This window comes from Sphingobium sp. R-21 (assembly GCF_049913335.1).
Classification (GTDB): domain Bacteria; phylum Pseudomonadota; class Alphaproteobacteria; order Sphingomonadales; family Sphingomonadaceae; genus Sphingobium.
This window is the reverse complement of sequence record NZ_CP184374.1, coordinates 359,998-378,900: the sequence shown is the minus strand read 5'-3', so window position 1 is coordinate 378,900 and position 18,903 is coordinate 359,998. Positions and strand designations below refer to the sequence as shown.

The window sequence follows — 18,903 nt, the reverse complement described above, 5'->3', positions numbered from 1 at the left end:
TTGTCACTATTTCCTCCTGATCTGACCATCATAAGTCAAATCACCAGAAGTTTCACAATATTTCGGTCGGATCGACAAACCGTTGGTTGCTATATTGCCAGCATGACAGAGCAGACTCCATTCGCCGCTTTCGCCCCCGCCATTCGAGAGCAGACCGTGCTCCGCAAGCATATCACCGCTGCTTACCGGCGCGATGAGGCGGAATGCGTGGCGCCCTTGCTCGCTGCAGCGACGCTGGATGACGCGACGAAACTCGCCATCCACGACACCGCCCATAATCTGGTCGCAACGCTTCGCGCCAACCACAAGGGGACCGGCGTCGAGGGGCTGATCCAGGAATATTCCCTGTCGAGCGAGGAAGGCGTGGCGCTCATGTGCCTTGCCGAGGCGCTGTTGCGGATTCCCGACGCGGCAACCCGCGATGCGCTGATCCGCGACAAGATCGCGGAGGGCGATTGGGGTTCGCATCTGGGTGGTGGCAAATCGATGTTCGTCAATGCCGCGACCTGGGGCCTGGTCGTCACCGGCAAGCTGGTCGGCAGCGTGGACGATCGCGGCCTGGGTGCGGCGCTGGCCCGGTTGGTGGCGCGCGCCGGTGAGCCCGTGATCCGCCGCGGCGTCGATCTCGCGATGCGCATGATGGGCGAGCAGTTCGTTACCGGCGAGACGATCGGCGAGGCGTTGAAGCGCGCGCGCGAGCTGGAGGCGAGGGGCTTTCGCTACAGTTACGACATGCTCGGCGAGGCTGCCACCACAATGGCCGACGCAGAGCGTTACCATGGTGATTATGAACGCGCGATCCATGCGATCGGCAGGGCGTCGAACGGGCGCGGCGTCTATGCGGGGCCCGGCATCTCCATCAAGCTGTCGGCCCTCCACCCCCGTTATGTCCGTGCCCAGGCCGATCGCGTGATGGGCGAACTGTTGCCGCGCGTGCGCGCGCTCGCGCTACTCGCCAGGGACTATGATATCGGGTTCAATATCGATGCTGAGGAGGCCGACCGGCTCGAACTGTCGCTCGACCTGCTGGAGGACCTGGCGCTCGACGCCAAGCTTGCCGACTGGGACGGACTAGGCTTCGTGGTTCAAGGCTATGGCAAGCGCTGCCCCTTCGTGATCGACTGGATCGTCGATCTCGCGCGCCGGGCGAAGCGGCGGATAATGGTGCGGCTGGTGAAGGGCGCCTATTGGGACGCCGAGATCAAGCGCGCGCAGGTGGACGGACTGGCCGACTTCCCTGTCTACACGCGGAAGGTCCACACCGACGTCGCCTATATCGCGTGCGCGCGCAAGCTCCTTGCCGCCCCCGACGCGGTGTTCCCGCAGTTCGCGACCCACAATGCGCAGACGCTGGCCACCATCTATCATCTCGCCGGGCCGGATTTCGCGGTGGGGCGATATGAATTCCAGTGTCTGCACGGCATGGGGGAGCCCCTCTACGAGCAGGTGGTCGGCCGGTCGAAGCTCGATCGGCCCTGCCGCATCTATGCGCCGGTGGGTACGCATGAGACCTTGCTCGCCTATCTCGTGCGCCGGCTTCTGGAGAACGGCGCCAATTCCTCCTTCGTCAACCGCATCGCGAACCCGGCGGTGCCGATCGACGAGATGGTGATCGACCCGGCCGACCAGGTGCGCGCAATGCCGCACCCGGGCGCTCGGCACGATCAAATCGCGCTTCCCGCAAATCTCTATCCGGATCGCCGCAATTCGGACGGTATCGATCTCAGCGACGAAACCGCGCTCGCCGCACTCAGCAGGGCGCTGCGCGAGAGCGCCACGCTCGCCTGGAAGGCGGCGCCAGCCAATGGGGTGGGCCAAGAACGGCCGGTGCTCAATCCGGCGGATCATCGCGATCTGGTCGGCCGCGTTGTCGAGGCATCCCCCGACCAGGCGACCGCCGCCGTCGCTGCCGCCGCGCGCTCATCCTGGGGCCGGACGCCGGTTGGCCAACGTGCTGAGATACTCGATCGCGCGGCCAACGCGATGCAGGCGCGCATGCCGACCCTGCTTGGGCTGATCGTGCGGGAAGCCGGGAAGTCGCTGCCCAATGCCATTGCCGAGGTGCGCGAGGCGATCGACTTCCTGCGCTATTATGCCGCTCAGGCCCGCTCGACCTTCGGGAGCGACCAGCAGCCTCTCGGCCCGATCGTCTGCATCAGCCCCTGGAATTTCCCGCTCGCGATCTTCACGGGCCAGATCGCCGCCGCGCTCGTCGCCGGCAATCCGGTCCTGGCCAAGCCGGCCGAGGAAACGCCGCTGATCGCCGCCGAGGGGGTGCGCCTGCTGCACGAGGCCGGCATTCCCGCCGATGCGCTCCAACTGCTGCCGGGTGACGGCGCCATCGGCGCGGCGCTGGTGGCGGCGCCGGAGACGGCCGGGGTGATGTTCACCGGATCCACCGAAGTCGCCCGCCTGATCCAGCGCCAGCTTTCCACGCGCCTCGCCCAGGGCCGACCTGTTCCGCTGATCGCCGAGACAGGCGGCCAGAATGCGATGATCGTGGATTCCTCCGCGCTGGCGGAGCAGGTCGTCGCCGACGTCATCGCCTCCGCCTTCGACAGCGCCGGCCAGCGCTGTTCGGCGTTACGCATCCTCTGCCTGCAGGAGGATGTCGCCGATCGCACCCTGACCATGTTGAAGGGCGCGCTCAAGGAGCTGCGGATCGGCCGCACCGATGCACTCAGGGTCGATACCGGCCCCGTCATCACGGCCGAGGCCAGGGAAACGATAGAGAAGCATATCGCCGCGATGCGGAAGGCGGGCGCACCCGTCGAGCAGCAGGCGCTCCCGGCCGAAGCGGTCCACGGTACCTTCGTCGCGCCGACGATCATCGAGATCAGGGATATTTCCGAACTGAAGCGGGAGGTGTTCGGACCGGTCCTGCATGTCATCCGCTACAGGCGGGAACATCTCGACACGTTGATCGACGCCATCAACGCAACGGGCTACGGCCTGACCTTCGGCCTCCACACCCGGCTCGACGAGACGATCGCGCATGTGACCGGGCGCGTGAAGGCAGGCAATGTCTATGTGAACCGCAACGTGATCGGCGCCATTGTCGGCGTGCAGCCATTCGGCGGCCGCGGCCTGTCCGGAACGGGCCCGAAGGCGGGCGGACCGCTCTATCTCGGCCGCCTGGTCGCGCGACCGCCCGCGTTCAGCGCGCGAGCAGGCCATGTTGATACGCCGCTCCACGCATTCACCGACTGGCTGGAGGCGGAAGGCGAAATGGAGAGCGCCTCCATCGCGCGGCGCTATGGCGAGGCTTCGGCCCTCGGACTTGCCATCACCCTTCCCGGCCCGGTCGGCGAGCGCAATCTCTATGCCCTGCACCCGCGCGGCCTGATCCTGATGGCGCCGGCGACCCGGACCGGGCTTTTCGAGCAGATGGCCGCCGTGCTCGCGACAGGCAATCGCGGCGCGGTGGAGGACATGCCGCTCCCGACGGGCCTGCCGGCCAGCGTCGCGGCCTGCTTCCCGGCAAGGACGAACGAACCGTTCGCCGCGGCACTGGTCGAGGGCGACGCGAGCGCAGTCAACCGGCTGGTGGCGAAGGTGGCGGCCTTGGCTGGTCCAATCGTCTCCGTTCACGCCGCGCAGACGGGCGAGCTGCTCGCCTACCCGCTCGATATGTTGCTGGAAGAGGTATCGACCTCTATCAACACCACGGCGGCGGGCGGCAATGCCAGCCTGATGATGATAAGTTGATATGGGTCAGACGTTCAGTTTCCAAATATGGAGGGATAGCTTGCCATGCGGGAATCTCCACGGAACGGGGACACCGCAATCCGGCGCCGCATCCGCTACGACGAGACGAGTGTCCCCCGACCTTAGTTCGGATTGAGGACCATCGGCTCGCGCTGCGGCATCATATCCGTCCGATCCTCCCCACCTACCTGCGGCACGCATGCGCGAAGGAACCGAAAGAGACCAATAACCGGGGCCAATCTTGGCCAGGTTTCGCGATAGAATGGCCGATTTTTGACATGTCAGCACGACCCGTATCCGGCAGTGTCCGGCCCAACATCATTGCAGGCTCGGCAGGTTTGCGCGCCGGCTGAGCTGAACTCGTCCACTCGGCTTTTCCGATCGCCGCGGCTGAAAAGGCCATCGCGATTATGGTGCCGGTGAGTTGAATTTCGGTTGATCGTTACAATCGAAAACTCGGGACAGTTTTGAATTTGAACGGAGCCAAGCCATGGCCGAAATGCGCCATCGTGGATTTTGTACGCTTTGCCGGTCCCGCTGCGGCGCCATTTTCGTCACCCGGGATGGGCTGCTCAAGGAAGTACTGCCCGATCCGGAGCATCCGACCGGCGGCGCCTTGTGCGCCAAGGGTCGCGCCGCGCCCGAAATCCTGGCCGACCGTGGCAGGCTGACCCGACCCCTGCGCCGCACGCGGCCCAAGGGCGACCCGGATCCCGGATGGGAGCCCGTATCCTGGGACGAGGCGCTGGCGGATATCGCGCGACGATTGTCGGAGATACGCGATACGCATGGGCCGAACGCCATGCTGTTCACCAGCACGACGCCAAGCGGCACGGCAATCGGCGATTCGTTCGAATGGATAGAGGGCTTCGTACGCGCCTACGGATCGGCGAATTTCGTCGCGGCGATGGAGATCTGCAATTTCCAGAAGGACTTCGGTACGACGCTGACGACGGGCGGCTCGCTGGGAACTCCGGACTATCTCCATGCGGACGCGATCGTCCTGTGGGGCCATAATCCCGCGCGGACCTGGCTCGCGGCATCGTCGCAGATCAGTGCGCGCGCCGCCGGCGTGCCGCTGGTCGTCATCGACCCGCAAAAGCAGGGCAGCGGCACCGACGCCGATCTCTGGCTCGGACTAAGGCCCGGAAGCGACGGCGCCCTGGCATTGGGGGGCATCCGTCACCTGCTGGCCAGCGGAACTTTCGACAAGGACTTTGCGAGAGATTGGACCGACGCGGCGCTGCTCGTGAATCGCGCCACTGGCCGGAAAGTCGTTCCCCGGGACATCGGCATCGACGCCGATGGATTTCTGGCGATGACCAAGGCCGGGCCAATCGTCGTGGACACCAACCAGCCGCCGGCGCCGGACCTGGCGCCCGAACTCTTCTTCAGCGGCACGGTTGCAGGCATGGAATGCGACAGCGCGCTGGAGTTGCTGCGGCAGTGCGCCCAGCCGTGGACCTTGCCCGCCACCGCCGAAGCCACGGGATTGTCTGAAGCAGCCATTTCCCGCTTCAATGATCTGCTCTCAAGCGATGCGCGCATAGCGCTGGCGCATTGGTCGGGCCTGTCGCAAAGCGCCGCTTCGAGCCAGACGGTCCGGGCGATCTCCTGCCTGTTCGCCCTGCGCGGCGATGTCGATCGCGCGGGCAGCAACCGCTGGTTCCCTGGGCCGCCGCTCCGCCCCTTCGCCGCGGCGTCGCGCGCCGATCCGCTGGGCACCGAGCGGATTCCGCTGGGGCCTCCACGGTTCGGCTATGTCGTGACGCGCGACGCGATCGAGGCGATCGAGACGGGGATTCCCTATCGCCCGCGCGGGCTGTTCAGTCTGGGAACCAATCCCGCGGCGTCCTATCCCGATTGGGCGCGCGCCGCAGCCGCGCTCGCCAGCCTCAACTTCCGGGTCCATTGCGACGTGCGCATGACCCCGATGGCGGACAGTGCGGACTATCTGCTCCCGGTGACCTTGCCGTGGGAACATGCTTCGCTCCGGCCGGGGTTCGAACTGGACGCCGAAAGCGCGCTGCACGTGCAGTATCGCCCGGCCATGGTGGAGCCGACCGGCGACCAGCGGCCCGACTATGTCATATTGCGGGAGATCGCGCAGCGAATGCAGTTCGCCGATCCGCTCTGGCACGGTTCGATGGATGAAGCCTGGGAGATGCGACTGGCGCCGAGCGGGCTTGATCTCGCGACGCTCAAACAGAATCCGGGTGGCCTGACCCTTCCGGTAGCTCAAATCGACCGGAGCTACGCCGCCGTTGCCGCGGACGGCCGGGTCAAGGGTTTCAACACGCCATCCCGCCGTGTCGAATTCCATTCCAGCCTTCTGGCAAATGTCGGTGAACCAGCAATTCCGCTGTGGACGCAGCCGCCGGCCGATCCCGCCTTCCCGCTCCTGCTGACCACCGCCAAGCGGGGGGTCTATACCCAATCCTCGCTGCGCTATGTTCCCTCGCTGGCCAGGCGCGCGCCCGCGCCCGAACTCGCCATGTCGCCAGCGACGGCAGATGCAGCATCGCTGGTGCCCGGCGACTGGGCAAGGATAGTGATCGCCACCGGCAGCGTCAGCATGAAGGTGCGGGTGGACGACACCCTGGCTGACGGCGTGCTGGTGGGCGAACATGGCTGGTGGCAGCAGGCCGATGCCGGTGACCGGCTGACCAGTGGAACGAACCTCAACAGCATTTTGCGCAACGGCGACGATGATCCCGTCAGCGGCGCGGTCGAATTGCGGCGCATAGCGTGCCGCGTCGAACGCGACGAGGAACGCTCGCGCGGCAACTGGAACGGCAAGCGCGATTTCCGCGTCGTCACGCGGCGCGACCATCCGGGCGACATCGTGGAACTGGTGATGGAGCCAGAGCATGGCGACTGGGTGCCGACCTTCATCCCGGGTCAGCATGTCGCCTTCTCGATTCCGGGCGTCGAACTCGAACGCCATTATTCTCTGGTCTCGCCGGGGCGGCAAAGTGCAACGTCGCTGGCCGTGGCAATCCGGCGTTCCGGGGCGGGCGGCCTTTCCGACCACATATTCGCGAACATGCGCGAAGGCGAAAAAGTGCAGTTGACCGTCCCGTCGGGGCGGTTCCGCCTGCCGCTGGAAGCCACCCGGCCCGTACTGCTCCTGGCGGGTGGAATCGGGATAACGCCGTTTCTCGGCTATTTGCGCGCCCTGGCTGGCGGAGTGGGCCACCCACCCCCTTCCGTCACGCTGGTCTACGCCACCCGCGACAGGGCTTTCGATCCTGAACTTCGATCTCTCGACATCCCGAACTTTGCCTATCGGCAAGTGGATTCGGGACGAAATCTCGCCGCATTGCTCGATGGGGTTGCCCCAGGCACGCGGGCGTTCCTATGCGGCTCGGAACCCTTCATGGGCGCGGCGCGGGAGATCCTGCTCGAACGAGGTGTCGACGCGCAGTCGATCCAGCAGGAGCACTTCACAGCCCATACCCCAGTCACGACTGGCCTCGCGCCGGCCATCGTGACCCTGGCCACGTCCGGCGAGAGCTTCGTCTGGCAACCGGACCAGCCTTCGATCCTGGCGGCCGCGGAATCGGCGGGTTTCCGGCTGGCTGCGGGATGCCGCGCAGGCGAATGCGAAAGCTGCGCTCTTCGTTTGATCGCCGGCACGGTCAGCCATGCGCGCGAGGTCGAGGAGGGCAACTGCCTGACCTGCTGCGCCATTCCGATCGGAGACATCACGCTGGACGCCTGAGCGCGAAGCCATTGGCGTCTCACCGCGCTCGACAATAATGATGTGCAAGCCTAATCTGGGTGAGCAGTCGCTCAACAAGTTGCAGGGAAGGAGCAACGGAGCGGGCACCCGGAGAAATGGCGTGACGTCGAACTCTTTTGATCTGCATTACCCTGACACCATTGCCAGGCCGGTTTTGGGATTTCAGGTCAGGACCGACGAATCCCGCGCCGACCGCTCGCACAGTCATGCGAAAGCGCAACTGCTTTATACGGTGTCAGGCTTTGTGGAGATCGAGTCCGACGCCGGCAATCTGGTCGTCCCGCCCGGATCCGTAACCTGGATACCCAGCGGAGTCGCGCACTGCGTGCGTGCCGGCGTGCTCGCGCGATTCGGGTGCGTGTATCTGGATCCTGACCTGTCATCGGACCTGCCGGACAGGACCGAATTGTTTCAGATCAACCCCCTGGTGCGGGAACTGCTTCTGCGGTTCAGCGGTGGCCCTTCGCAAGATGAAGGAGACGAAGGCAGGCAAGCCCGCATGGCCGGGGTGCTTGTCGATGAGCTTGCATCCTCTCGTTCACCCGCAAACGCCTCGCCCCTTCCGCGAGACCCCCGATTGTTGCGCCTCGTCAATGCATTGCTCGCCGAGCCGGAACGCCGCCTGACGATAGAGCAATGGGGCAAGCAAGTGGGCGCGAGCCACCGAACGCTGAGCCGCCTGTTCCAGAAGGAAGTCGGCAAGTCCTTCTCAGCCTGGCGACAGGAACTGCACGTGGATCTCGCGGTTCGCGCGCTGGAGGCGGGCACGCCAGTCGCCACCATCGCGTTTCAGCTCGGATATGACAGTCCGAGCGCGTTCATCGCCATGTTCAAGAAGAACACGGGGCACACGCCAGGCAATTATGCCGGCGCAAGGCTTGGTGGGGTGCGGCGTCCGTAGACGGATTTCGTCGCGATTTCATGTGAGCAGTTAACCCACCCCGGCGTGGGCGGAGACCCGACTCCCGAGAGGAAGGGCCAATGTACGCGAAATCAGCGCGAGCGACGACCCGATCCCGTCTCCCACCTTAGTGGCAGCATTTCGATGCCGTTCACTTGCGCGGTCTGATGAATGACAGGATATTTGGGATCCACCTCGAAGTCAGGAATGCGCGACAGCCATTCCTGAAGGAGAATACGCATTTCCATCCGAGCCAGATTGGCCCCGGCGCAGCGATGGGGGCCAAAACCGAACGTACCCGTCAGCCCAGGCTTGCGGGCAAAGTCGATCTCCTCCGGATTGGGAAAGAGGTTTTCATCGAGCCCGTGAACACAATTGGGAAGCAGAACATGCTCGCCCTTGTGGACCATGACTCCATCGATCTCGACATCCTGAGTGGCGGTACGGGTGTTGTTGGCCACGCCATGCCTGCGCATCAACTCTTCTGTCGCAACCGACACCTGGCTGGGGTTTTCCATGATCCAGCGCCGAACTGCGGGGTGCCGCGCGAGATAGTGCATCACGAAGGACATCATGGCCGCCACTGTATCCAATCCCGCGGCCATAAGCAGCACGCTGGTGCCAAGTTGCTCCTCCTCGGAAAGTGGACGGCCATCCACCTCCGCCCGTATCACCTGAGATAAGATGTCGTCGCCCGGCTTCGCCCGGCGTTCCGCCAGGCGCTGAGACACATAACCGAACATGCTGATATTGGCTTCTTCGATTGCCTGTCGGGTCTTGCCGCGCGTGGCGGCATGCACCCAGCGCTGGAGCATGGCCCGGTCCTCCATGGGCAAATCCACCATCCACAGGAAGACTGACAGCGGCATGACCAGCGCGAAATCGGCCACGAACTCGCATTCGCCGGTCGGCCAAAACCCCTCTATCAGGTCGATGGCAAGTTTCCGCGCGCGCACGGCGTAGCTTTGCACCGCTGCCGGCCTGAGCGCCGGATCAATGATGGCGCGAAAAACGCGGTGTTCGTGACCATCCAGTTGCAAAGGTCGGAACTTGAACGGAAGCGGTTCCGGCGGCAGGTTCGGCACGCTGCTGGAAAACAGATCGGGCGAACGGTAAATCTGCTCAACCACCGCTCCGTTCGTCGCGATCCAGTGACCCTTTTGCCGCGGCGTCCAGATCAGCCCATATTTGCTGCCAAGCGCCCGCCAGGCCTTTTGCGCGTCCTGGGCGCCACCCGGCACAGCCAGCATGTCCACGTCCACGATCCGGTCGGCTGGCACCTGCTCCTGCGGGAGTGCTACGGTTGAGTTCATACTTGCCTTCCTGCTTGCAACTGGCTCCGGCTCGGCGGCGCGCTTCCCGCAGCAACTCTTCGGCCAAATGACTGGCTGTTCGAAGCGCGGCACATGGGCCTCTACCAGCGTGCGATGGCTTGTAAGAGTAGCATTATGTAAAGGGGTTAAGTAGTTTCAGGCATTCCGGGTGTAATTATCCGGTCGAGTTCATGGTGCAGCCTGCCGATGATACGGGTGAAGGCGCCAAGATCATCCGCAGAAAGCCGCGAAAGCGCGTGTACGAGTTTGGCATCCCGCAAGAAGGTGTCGACGGACATGTCTGCAATGCGCTCTCCCGTCTCGGTCAGGCGGAGCGCGAAGGCCCGCTTGTCGTCTGACAGCCGCGACTTTGTGAGGAGCCCCGCACGGACGAGCCGTTCGATCCGGGCGGACAAGGTGGCCTGCGACACATTGAGGACACGCGCGAGATCGATCGCGCGCAACGGCTGCGCCTGGTCGATGCGGACCGTCCCAAGCAAGTGAATATCTGCGATGCTCAGTTCAAACCGCCGCGCAATACGGTCCAGATCCGTCGCCACGATATGGCCAAGCGTGAAGATGTGCCACATCGGTGCGATCATGCGCGCATCGATGTGAGGAAGCAGATTGCCGTAGAACTCCGTGCCCGCTTCGACGGCCTTGGCAGGTGTATCATTCATCATCGCTGGTCCGGAATAGTTCTGATCCATTCGGGATCATAATCAATCCGATGGGCGGAACGCACGCGCCCATTCATTCACCAGACGGAACTGACGAGATCACTACACCCCTCTGAACCCCGGCGCTCTAATCGAAATCATATCCGAATTTCAGCCCGAAAAATTGTGGCTTGGTGGGATAGGTCCGTGCAGAGAAGCCGCAAATCTCAGTCGCGCAGATGGTGTTCTTGCCAAGCGCGCCATGGCTGGAGAAGGCATTCTGGATAAAGGCCTCGATCCGCATATGGTCCCAATGGGTGCCGATCGAAAAATCCGCCGTGGTGAAGGGCCTGGTCGGACCCACCGCCGCATAATCCGCATCGGTCAGGAAGGTGCGCGTGCCGCCCTGATGGGACACAGATCCCTGCACGAAGGCTGTCATCGACCCCAGCGGCCATTCATAACGCGCGGTTGCCGATCCCTTGAAACGGGGCATGATCGGCAAACGCGTGCCCTTGGCGGCCGCCGGCGGCGTGCCGGGGACGCAAATGATATTCTTGGTGACGGGGTCGACCTGGCAAAAATCGCTGGTCAGTTGCGCATCGACATAGGTGGCGCTGGTCGACAGGGTCAGGCCGCCCCAGCGCGCGGACAGGTCGCCCTCCACGCCATAGATGCGCGCATTACCCGCATTATAGGTGTTGGTGACGCCATTCTGCCCCACCGGCACCAGCCCGAACTGAAGGTCACGCCATTTCTGGTAGAAGGCGGCGCCGTTGAAATAAATCCGCCCGAAATGGGTTTTCCAGCCCAGTTCGAAATTGTCGAGCTTGTCCGACTTGAACGGATTGACCCCCGGTCGCCGGTTGTTGCCGCCGGGCCGGTAGCCGCGCGACACGGTGCCGTAAAGCATGACATCGGGGCTAACCTGCCATTTGATGCCGCCGCGCCAGATGACGCCGTTCTCGACCTGTTTCTTGTGAACGTTGGCGCAGGGCACGTCCGGGATGTTCGTTGGCAGGCAAAAGGCGGGATCGGTGTTGCCGGCGCTGTTGGTCCCGGAAAAACCGTAGATCGTGTTGTCCGCGATATAGCCGCGCACGCCTGCGATCAGCGTGACGTGAGGCAGGATGTCATATTCGCCCTGCGCGAACATCGCATAGTCGCGATCCTTGCGCTTGACGCGGGTCAGGAACACGGTGTCGCTATTGGGAAAGGGGGTCAGCCAGATCGGCGTCGGAATCTGGCTGATGCCCACGGTCTGATAGTCGGCGCGGATCTTGTCCGTCTGGACCTGCATGAACATGCCCGTGGCCAGGCGGAAGGGCATGTCTGTGGGCGAGTTGACCCGCAATTCCTGGGTGAACTTGGTATATTTGTCATTCTGGTGCGCGGTTTGCGTCGGGTCGAGGAAACCGCCATTGCCGTCGGGGAAATAGGTGGCAAAACCCGGCTGCGTCACGCCATTGTCGTCGACATAGGTGTAACTGTCGTACGCCACCGAATAATAGGAATAGTCGGCGATATTATCGACCTTGCGCTCGAAATAGCCGCCCGAATAGGTGACATCCCAATCGCTGAGCTTGCCCTGGATGGTCAGCGCCGCCTGCCACCAGCGATCCTTGTTGCGGCTGGGCAGATAATCGGTGACCTTCAGATAGCCCTTTCTGGGATCATAGAAGAAGCCGCCATGGGCGATCTGGCTCTGATAGAGAAATTGCGGCGTGACCGTCCAGTTGTCGTCAAGGTCGACGCGCAGCGCGGCGCGGCCACCATAGGTTTCGACGTCGTTATAATCGTTTTTGACCAAACCCGGCTTATCAGTGTTACTCACTGTTTTCTCGGTCGCCGGGTCGTTATCGTCCAGCGTGAAGGTGCGCGTGCCGGGAATATTGTCGATATAGCCGCCGGTCCGGTCATAGAAGCCGACGACGCGCAACGCGGCATTGTCGCTGACCGGCAGGTTGATATAGCCTTCCGCCGATCCGCCGAAATCGCCCTTGCCGAACTTGTTGACCTGCAGGTCGATGCTGCCGGTCGTCTTGCCCAGTTCGGGGCGGTTGGTGATGATGCGCAGCGTCCCCGACAGCGAGCTTGCGCCGAACAGCGTGCCCTGCGGCCCGGCCAGCGCCTCGATCCGCGAAATGTCGTAGAGATGGACGTCGACCATGCCACCGATCGTCGTGACGGGGATTTCATCGACATAGGTGCTGCTGGTCGGCAGCGGCCCGATATGCAGCGGCGGCCCGCCAGAGCCCGTCGCCACGCCGCGGAAGAAGACCTGCGCCTGGCTGGGGCCGAAGGACTGGATGGACACGCTGGGCAACAGCTTGGCATAATCGTCCAGCGCCTTGGCATTGGCCTGTTCCAGCTTGGCCTGCCCCAGCGCGTTGATGCTGATCGGCACGTCCTGCAATCGCTCTTCGCGGCGCTGGGCGGTGACGACGATCACATCGCTGTCCGCGCCCGCCCCCTGCGCGCTTTCCTGTGCCCATGCTGGAAATGCGATGGCCGTCGTGGCCAGAAGCGCAGACGAAAATTCGATCAACCGAACATATTTTGACATCGGCTACCTCCCCACAGGTGCACGAGTTTCTGGAGCGAAACTGTCATCATCTGTCGGGCGGGCGCAACGAAAAATCATTGCGCTCCGGCAATCATGCGCTTTTTCAGTCGATTGTTACCCGAAAGCCACGATCAGGGCGCATCGGGATAGCTGTCCAGCACCGGACCAAGCGCCGCGACCAGCGGTTGGAGCCGCGCTTCGACGGCGCGCCACTGGCCCTCTCCATCGCGATTGATCGGCCGGCGCACCTGCTCGCTGCTCGCGGTCCTTACGGCGCGGCGGTTCTCATGGAAGCGCAGGCACGCCTCCTCGAACGGCAGGCCCAGCGCGGCGAGCAGCGCGCGGACTTTCCCTTCCGGATCGTCCAGCAGCTGCTCATGGACGACACGATGGATGCGTCCGGGCAGCACCATGTCGAAATGCGCCATCAGCCGGACATAATCGGCATAATATTGGCCGATATCGCCAAGATCATAGCTGAATGCCTGTCCCCGCGCGAAATGTTGGCGGAAATTGGAATAGCCGCAATCGAGCGGATGGCGCCGCGCATCGATGATCCGCGCATGGGGCAGGATCAACTGGATCAGGCCGACATGCAGCCAGTTATTGGGCAGCTTGTCGATGAAATAGGGAAGCCCTTTGCGTCGCTGGATGCGGGTGCGCTCCATATAGGCCTCCCCCAGCGCGGGCAGGCGGGCGGGGTTGAGGTCGCCCATCATGGTCGGCCAGTCGCCCTCCTGCCGCAGCTCCGCGACAAGGGCCGGCAAATCGGGCAGTTCCATCGTCCCTTCCACCTGACTGTGACTGGAGAGGATCTGTTCGATCAGCGTGGAGCCGGCGCGGGGCAGCCCGATGATGAAGATCGGATCGGGCGCCGGACAGCCCATGTCCTGCCGCTCGGCAAAGAAATCCGGCGTCGACAGGCCGATCACCGCATCGACCATCCGGCTGGTGCGCGCCGCCTCATAAGGCTGGGCGGTACGGCGCAGCCTGTTTGCCTCCGCATAATGAGTGAAGGCGTTTTCGGCTTCGCTTCGGTCGCTCAACGCCTTGCCCAACGCGAAATGCAGGTGGAAGCGATCCTCGACGCTGGCCTGCGCATCATGCAGCGCGCCTTCCATGGCGGCCAGGTCGGCCGCATCAAATGGCTCCGTTTTCAGATTGGCTATGCTCCACCAGGCTTCGCCAAAGGCCGGTCGCAGTGCCGTGGCGCGGCGATAGGCGGCAACGCTGTCCGCCGTGCGCCCCACCGTCTTGAGCGCATGGCCATAGCTCATCCAGATTTTCGGCTGGCCTGGAACCCGGCGCACCATATCCTCGTAGAGCGCGATGGCTTCATCGAAGTCACCCAGCCGTCCCAGCACCGCCGCGCGCAGATTGGCATAAGCGGGATTGACCCGGCCCTGCAGCGCATCCTGCAGCCGGTCCAGTTCCGCCAGCGCCTCCGCCGTCTTGTTCTGGCGGTGCAGGGCCGTCGCCAGATTGACGCGGGCGGCGGTGAAGCCGGGAGCCAGTTCCAGCGCGCGGCGCAGCAGATTTTCCGCATCGGCGTTGCGCCCGATCCGGCCGGCCAGTTCCGCCAGCATGCGGATCGCCGCAACATCGAACGGATTGTCCTTGAGCCGCCCGCGCAGGATCGGTTCGGCCAGATGCAGCCGGTTGTCCCGCAGGGCGATCGCCGCCTGCTGCAACGCATCGTCAGCCGCAGCGGCGTCGATCGCCGCAAGTTCGTGCCGTTCAGCCTCGCCGTCCCGCTTCAGCGCACGCAGGGCGCGAGCGGCCAGGCGGTGCGCCTCGGCATCCTGGGGATCGTCCTTCAGCAAATCCCCGCAGCGCGCCAACGCCTGTCCAGCGTCCTGCGCCAGCAATCGCCGCACAGCATGATAGGTTTCGCCCCGCATCGCATATAGAAATGTCAAGCCGGCCGCGACTTAGCAAGCAGCGAGTAAATTGGCCGACAAGCTGTTCTGGCAAGCAGGGCCACCCCCGTTGCCGATCCACAAGAACCGGAAGATCAACAGAATCGGCCGCTTCCGGAATTGCATCATTCGAATAAATCGAACGATGGGGCATATTTTATCAGGCTGCGCAGCAGAAATCTCTCCCGCTAAACCTCCAATCACACTGGAACGACCCGAGTGTAGGAAATTTCGATTGGAGACCGACATGACCATCAAAGCGACCCCGACCCCCGGAAAATCCCTGATCAACCCCAGCGACCACACCCTTGTCATGATTGATTTTCAGTCGCAGATGGCTTTTGCCACCAAGTCGATCCCGACCGAACTGCTGCGCAACAACGCCGCCCTGGTCGCGAATGCAGCTGCCGGCTTCAACGTCTCGACAATCCTGACCACGGTTGCCGTCGACAGCTTCTCCGGCCCGATGTTCAGCGAGATCACCGACGCTTTCCCCGGTCAGCCGCTGCTCGACCGCACTTCGATGAACAGTTGGGAAGATGCTGCCGTCATCGACGAGGTCAACCGGATCGGCAAGGAACGCATCATCTTTGCAGGGCTGTGGACCTCGGTCTGCATCGTCGGCCCCGTCGCCTCGGCGATCGATCAGGGCTTCGACGTCTACTTCATCTCCGACGCCTGCGGTGACATCTCCGAAGAGGCGCATGAGCGCGCCGTCGAGCGGATGATCCAGCTGGGCGCCAAGCCGATGACCTCCCTCCAATATCTTCTCGAGCTGCAGCGCGACTGGGCCCGGACGGAAACCTACGACATGACGACCGGCTTCGCGAAGAAGTGGGGCGGCGCCTATGGCCTGGGCATCACCTACGCCAAGACCATGTTCAACGCTTCCGAGGGCGCCCACTAAGGCCCCGGCCTCCCGGCGGCCGGGCACATCCCCCTTCCCCGCGTTCGGCCGCCATCCCGCTACCCTTACCGTATAAAGGAACCCGCCATGACCAGCTTCATCACCACCGCCGACGGCACGCAAATCTTCTACAAGGACTGGGGCAGCAAGGACGCTCAGCCCATCATGTTCCATCACGGTTGGCCACTCTCGTCCGATGACTGGGACGCGCAGATGCTGTTCTTCCTGTCGAAGGGCTATCGCGTCGTTGCCCATGACCGCCGCGGCCATGGCCGTTCGGCTCAGGTCGATTTCGGACATGACATGGACCATTATGCCGCAGACGCTGCTGCGGTTGCCGAGCATCTCGACCTGCGCAACGCCATCCACATCGGTCACTCGACCGGCGGCGGCGAAGTCGCGGCCTATGTCGCCCGCTTCGGCATTCCGCAGGGCCGCGTCGCCAAGGCGGTGCTGGTGAGCGCTGTCCCCCCGATCATGCTGAAGACCGATCGCTATCCCGGTGGCCTTCCCATGGATGTATTCGATGGCCTGCGCGCCGGCCTTGCCGCCAACCGCTCGCAATTCTTCCGCGATGTCGCCTCGGGGCCCTTTTACGGCTTCAACCGTGAGGGCGCGGACGTGAAGCCCGCCGTCATCGACAATTGGTGGCGCCAGGGCATGATGGGCAGCGCGCTCGCTCATTATCAGGGCATCAAGGCCTTTTCCGAAACCGACCAGACCGATGACCTGAAGGCGATCAGCGTGCCCACGCTGGTGCTGCATGGCGACGACGACCAGGTCGTGCCCTACAGGAACGCCGGCCTGCTCCAGGCTGAAATCCTGCCGGACGCCACGCTCAAAATCTATGAAGGCTTTTCGCACGGCATGCTGACGGTGAACGCCGACGTGCTGAACGCCGACATCCTCGCCTTCATCCAGGCCTGACCCAGCCAACGCCGGAGAACCGACATGAAAGCCTATATCCTCTCCCTGGGCGCCGGCCTGATCGTCGGGATCGTCTACAGCCTCATGGGCGTCCGTTCTCCGGCGCCGCCGGTCATTGCGCTCGTGGGGCTGGCGGGAATCCTGCTGGGTGAACAGCTGCTCCCGGTCGCCAGGCGCATGGCCAGCCTTCCCGAACTGACCCGCTTCGTGCGACAGGACTGCGTCCATCATGTGCTGGGCGAACTTCCCATGCACGGAAAGCGCGACGCATGATGAACCGCCGCCAGTTGCTCGCCGGCGCCGCAGCCGCGACCGCCCTTCCCCTTGTCACGGAAAGCTTCGCCATGACCCAGACCGACCTCATCCTTACCAACGCCAAGGTCACGACCCTTGACCGCGAGAACCCTCAGGCGGAGGCAGTGGCGATCCGGGGCGGGAAATTTCTCGCTGTCGGTACGGAACAGGAAGTCCGCGCCGCCGCCGCACCCAATGCCCGCGTCATCGACGCCGGCGGCCGGCGCCTGATCCCCGGCCTCATCGACAGCCACATCCACGTCATCCGCGGCGGGCTGAACTATAATATGGAATTGCGCTGGGAAGGCGTGCCCACGCTCGCCGACGCCATGGCCATGCTGAAGAAGCAGGCAGAAAATACGCCGCCGCCGCAGTGGGTGCGCGTGGTGGGGGGCTTTACCGAACATCAGTTCGCGGAAAAGCGCCTGCCCACCATCGCGGAGATCAACGCCGCCGCGCCGGACACGCCCGTCTTCATCCTCCACCTCTACGACCGCGCCCTGCTCAACGCGGCTGCGCTGCGGGCGGTCGGCTATACGAAGGACACGCCCAATCCACCGGGCGGCGAGATCGTCCGCGATGCGCAGGGCAACCCCACGGGGCTGCTGCTCGCCCAGCCCAATGCCACCATCCTCTATTCGACGCTGGCGAAGGGGCCGAAGCTGCCGCAGGACTATCAACTCAATTCGACGAAGCATTTCATGCGCGAGCTGAACTCGCTGGGCGTCACCAGCGTGATCGATGCGGGCGGCGGGTCGCAAAATTATCCCGACGATTATGAAGTGATCGAAAAGCTGCACAAGGATGGCGATCTGACCCTGCGCATCGCCTACAACCTCTTCACGCAAAAGCCGAAGGAGGAGCTCAAGGATTTCGCGACCTGGTCGACGCAGATCAAGCCGGGCGATGGCGACGACAGCTACCGCCACAATGGCGCGGGCGAGATGCTGGTCTATTCGGCCGCCGACTTCGAGGACTTCCGCGTCGCCCGTCCCGACATGCCGCCGGAGATGGAAGGCGATCTCGAACCCGTCATCCGCCTGCTTGCCGAGCGCCGCTGGCCCTGGCGTCTCCACGCCACCTATGACCAGACCATCTCCCGCGCGCTCGACGTTTTCGAGAAGGTGAACCGCGACATTCCCCTGAAGGGCCTCAATTGGTTCTTCGACCATGCCGAAACGATCAGCGATCGCAACATCGACCGGATCGCCGCGCTGGGCGGCGGCATCGCGGTGCAGCACCGCATGGCGTTCCAGGGCGAATATTTCGTCGAGCGCTACGGCGCCAAGGCCGCCGAGGCGACGCCGCCGATCAAACGGATGATGGATGCCGGCCTGCCCGTGGGTGCGGGCACCGATGCCACCCGCGTCGCCAGCTACAATCCCTGGGTGTCGCTGAGCTGGCTGGTGACCTCGAAAACCGTGGGCGGCCTGGCGCTCTATCCGACCCGCAACCGGCTCGACCGCGAGACGGCGCTGCGCCTCTGGACCGAGAAGAACACATGGTTCTCGAACGAGGTCGGCAAGAAGGGGCAGATCAAGGCCGGGCAACTGGCGGACCTTGCCTTGCTTTCCGACGATTATTTCAGCGTGCCGGAAAGCGAGATTGCGCATCTCCGTTCGGTGCTGACCGTGCTGGGCGGCAGGATCGTCTATGGCGAAGGCACCTTCGGCCCGCTCGCGCCGCAAGCGCCAAAGGCCATGCCTGACTGGTCGCCGGTCGCGACATTCGGCGGCCATTGGCGGCGGGATGAAAGCGCCAGGACGATGGCGTCGGCCTGCGGCTGCGCCTCGTCCTGCAACGTTCATGGCCATGATCATGCCGCGGCACTGGGCGCGAACGTACCGGCCTCGGACGTCCAGAGCTTTTGGGGCGTGATGGGCTGCGGCTGCTGGGCCGTCTGATTGCAACAGCGCCCCTCCCCGACCGGAGGGGCGCCATTTTATCTTTCTATATTCTGGAAC

At 63.8% G+C, this 18,903-nt stretch carries 11 protein-coding genes; 7 read left to right on the top strand and 4 right to left on the bottom strand.

Translation table 11 applies throughout. From position 1 onward, the window contains the following. Positions 1-102 precede the first annotated feature (102 nt). The 3 genes from putA to ACN9MX_RS01675 all read left to right on the top strand — a co-directional run bounded on the left by putA (position 103) and on the right by ACN9MX_RS01675 (position 8,354). Positions 103-3,708 (top strand): trifunctional transcriptional regulator/proline dehydrogenase/L-glutamate gamma-semialdehyde dehydrogenase, encoded by a 3,606-nt coding sequence (gene putA / locus ACN9MX_RS01685; RefSeq protein WP_363824919.1) that lies wholly within the window; start codon positions 103-105, stop codon positions 3,706-3,708. Between the two features lie 490 nt (positions 3,709-4,198). Next, the gene (locus ACN9MX_RS01680) at positions 4,199-7,432 is read left to right on the top strand and encodes a molybdopterin-dependent oxidoreductase (RefSeq protein WP_363824917.1); all 3,234 of its coding nucleotides are present in this window, start codon (positions 4,199-4,201) and stop codon (positions 7,430-7,432) included. 121 nt (positions 7,433-7,553) lie between these two features. Further along, positions 7,554-8,354 carry an AraC family transcriptional regulator gene (locus tag ACN9MX_RS01675; RefSeq protein WP_166666287.1) on the top strand — a complete coding sequence of 267 codons (801 nt, stop codon included), beginning with the start codon at positions 7,554-7,556 and terminating at the stop codon, positions 8,352-8,354. Between the two features lie 92 nt (positions 8,355-8,446). On the opposite strand, the gene ACN9MX_RS01670 is transcribed toward ACN9MX_RS01675, so the two are convergent. The 4 genes from ACN9MX_RS01670 to ACN9MX_RS01655 all read right to left on the bottom strand — a co-directional run bounded on the left by ACN9MX_RS01670 (position 8,447) and on the right by ACN9MX_RS01655 (position 14,793). Continuing rightward, a complete protein-coding gene (locus ACN9MX_RS01670) occupies positions 8,447-9,667 on the bottom strand; it encodes a cytochrome P450 (RefSeq protein ID WP_363824915.1) in 1,221 nt (406 codons plus the stop codon). A 146-nt stretch (positions 9,668-9,813) separates the two neighbouring features. After that, positions 9,814-10,377 (bottom strand): MarR family winged helix-turn-helix transcriptional regulator, encoded by a 564-nt coding sequence (locus ACN9MX_RS01665; RefSeq protein ID WP_363735614.1) that lies wholly within the window; start codon positions 10,375-10,377, stop codon positions 9,814-9,816. A 97-nt stretch (positions 10,378-10,474) separates the two neighbouring features. Beyond that, complete coding sequence (locus ACN9MX_RS01660; RefSeq protein WP_363824913.1) at positions 10,475-12,892, bottom strand: TonB-dependent receptor; 2,418 nt, start codon at positions 12,890-12,892, stop codon at positions 10,475-10,477. 131 nt (positions 12,893-13,023) lie between these two features. Then, positions 13,024-14,793, bottom strand: coding sequence for a tetratricopeptide repeat-containing sulfotransferase family protein (locus ACN9MX_RS01655; RefSeq protein WP_363826560.1), 1,770 nt, complete (start codon positions 14,791-14,793; stop codon positions 13,024-13,026). A gap of 265 nt (positions 14,794-15,058) precedes the next feature. On the opposite strand from ACN9MX_RS01655, the gene ACN9MX_RS01650 reads away from it, so the two are divergent. The 4 genes from ACN9MX_RS01650 to ACN9MX_RS01635 all read left to right on the top strand — a co-directional run bounded on the left by ACN9MX_RS01650 (position 15,059) and on the right by ACN9MX_RS01635 (position 18,843). Beyond that, complete coding sequence (locus ACN9MX_RS01650; RefSeq protein WP_363824910.1) at positions 15,059-15,718, top strand: isochorismatase family protein; 660 nt, start codon at positions 15,059-15,061, stop codon at positions 15,716-15,718. Positions 15,719-15,805: 87 nt separating this feature from the next. Further along, positions 15,806-16,645, top strand: coding sequence for an alpha/beta fold hydrolase (locus tag ACN9MX_RS01645; protein ID WP_133651620.1), 840 nt, complete (start codon positions 15,806-15,808; stop codon positions 16,643-16,645). A gap of 24 nt (positions 16,646-16,669) precedes the next feature. Beyond that, complete coding sequence (locus ACN9MX_RS01640; RefSeq protein WP_363824908.1) at positions 16,670-16,918, top strand: XapX domain-containing protein; 249 nt, start codon at positions 16,670-16,672, stop codon at positions 16,916-16,918. Continuing rightward, positions 16,915-18,843 carry an amidohydrolase gene (locus tag ACN9MX_RS01635; RefSeq protein ID WP_363824906.1) on the top strand — a complete coding sequence of 643 codons (1,929 nt, stop codon included), beginning with the start codon at positions 16,915-16,917 and terminating at the stop codon, positions 18,841-18,843. The genes ACN9MX_RS01640 and ACN9MX_RS01635 overlap by 4 nt, the downstream gene beginning before the upstream one ends. The last annotated feature ends 60 nt before the right edge of the window (positions 18,844-18,903 follow it).

Coding starts and splice junctions, on each gene's coding strand:
- putA (WP_363824919.1), top strand. CDS start 103: ATGACAGAGCAGACTCCATTCGCCGCTTTCGCCCCCGCCATTCGAGAG.
- ACN9MX_RS01680 (WP_363824917.1), top strand. CDS start 4,199: ATGGCCGAAATGCGCCATCGTGGATTTTGTACGCTTTGCCGGTCCCGC.
- ACN9MX_RS01670 (WP_363824915.1), bottom strand. CDS start 9,667: ATGAACTCAACCGTAGCACTCCCGCAGGAGCAGGTGCCAGCCGACCGG.
- ACN9MX_RS01665 (WP_363735614.1), bottom strand. CDS start 10,377: ATGGATCAGAACTATTCCGGACCAGCGATGATGAATGATACACCTGCC.
- ACN9MX_RS01660 (WP_363824913.1), bottom strand. CDS start 12,892: ATGTCAAAATATGTTCGGTTGATCGAATTTTCGTCTGCGCTTCTGGCC.
- ACN9MX_RS01655 (WP_363826560.1), bottom strand. CDS start 14,793: ATGCGGGGCGAAACCTATCATGCTGTGCGGCGATTGCTGGCGCAGGAC.
- ACN9MX_RS01650 (WP_363824910.1), top strand. CDS start 15,059: ATGACCATCAAAGCGACCCCGACCCCCGGAAAATCCCTGATCAACCCC.
- ACN9MX_RS01645 (WP_133651620.1), top strand. CDS start 15,806: ATGACCAGCTTCATCACCACCGCCGACGGCACGCAAATCTTCTACAAG.
- ACN9MX_RS01640 (WP_363824908.1), top strand. CDS start 16,670: ATGAAAGCCTATATCCTCTCCCTGGGCGCCGGCCTGATCGTCGGGATC.
- ACN9MX_RS01635 (WP_363824906.1), top strand. CDS start 16,915: ATGATGAACCGCCGCCAGTTGCTCGCCGGCGCCGCAGCCGCGACCGCC.